Annotated in this window: 2 protein-coding genes; one reads left to right on the forward strand and one right to left on the reverse strand. The window is 47.9% G+C overall.

Translation table 11 applies throughout. The annotated features are described in order from the left end of the window. Nucleotides 1-30: 30 nt before the first annotated feature. Nucleotides 31-588: a recombinase family protein gene (locus KHQ28_RS26630; RefSeq protein ID WP_001235713.1), complete on the reverse strand. Its 558-nt coding sequence runs from the start codon at nt 586-588 to the stop codon at nt 31-33. A 163-nt stretch (nt 589-751) separates the two neighbouring features. Between KHQ28_RS26630 and KHQ28_RS26635 the strand changes: the two genes are divergently transcribed. Further along, the coding region (locus KHQ28_RS26635) for a DUF4158 domain-containing protein (protein ID WP_069683818.1) at nt 752-954 on the forward strand (203 nt) is incomplete at its 3' end.

Below are 954 nucleotides of genomic sequence, written 5' to 3' on the forward strand. Positions count from 1 at the left end.
TCATGACATTAACCTATAAAAATAAGCGTATCACGAGGCCCTTTCGTCTTCAAGAATTTTATAAACCGTGGAGCGGGCAATACTGAGCTGATGAGCAATTTCCGTTGCACCAGTGCCCTTCTGATGAAGCGTCAGCACGACGTTCCTGTCCACGGTACGCCTGCGGCCAAATTTGATTCCTTTCAGCTTTGCTTCCTGTCGGCCCTCATTCGTGCGTTCTAGGATCCTCCGGCGTTCAGCCTGTGCCACAGCCGACAGGATGGTGACCACCATTTGCCCCATATCACCGTCGGTACTGATCCCGTCATCAATGAACCGGACTGCCACGCCCTGAGCGTCAAATTCCTTTATCAGTTGGATCATATCGGCAGTGTCGCGGCCAAGACGGTCGAGCTTCTTAACCAGAATGACATCACCTTCCTCCACCTTCATCCTCAGCAAATCCAGCCCTTCCCGGTCTGTTGAACTGCCGGATGCCTTATCGGTAAATATACGGTTTGCTTTCACACCTGCGTCTTTGAGTGCTCTGACCTGAAGATCAAGAGACTGCTGACTGGTTGAGACCCGAGCGTAACCAAAAAGTCGCATAAAAATGTACCTTAAATCGAATATCGGACAACTCATGTCTATTATTACAAATTTACGATTTAATAGACATATTAATGTAACAGTTTTACGATGTCCGATAATTTATAACATTTCGTACGGTTGGAAAAATGTTACTAAATGCCCGTCAGGCAGGGAGGCCGATATGCCCGTTGACTTTCTGACCACTGAGCAGACTGAAAGCTATGGCAGATTCACCGGTGAACCGGATGAGCTTCAGCTGGCACGATATTTTCACCTTGATGAAGCAGACAAGGAATTTATCGGAAAAAGCAGAGGTGATCACAACCGTCTGGGCATTGCCCTGCAAATTGGATGTGTCCGTTTTCTGGGCACCTTCCTCACCGA

The sequence above is a fragment of the Klebsiella sp. 28 genome, from assembly GCF_018223905.1.
Classification (GTDB): domain Bacteria; phylum Pseudomonadota; class Gammaproteobacteria; order Enterobacterales; family Enterobacteriaceae; genus Klebsiella; species Klebsiella pneumoniae.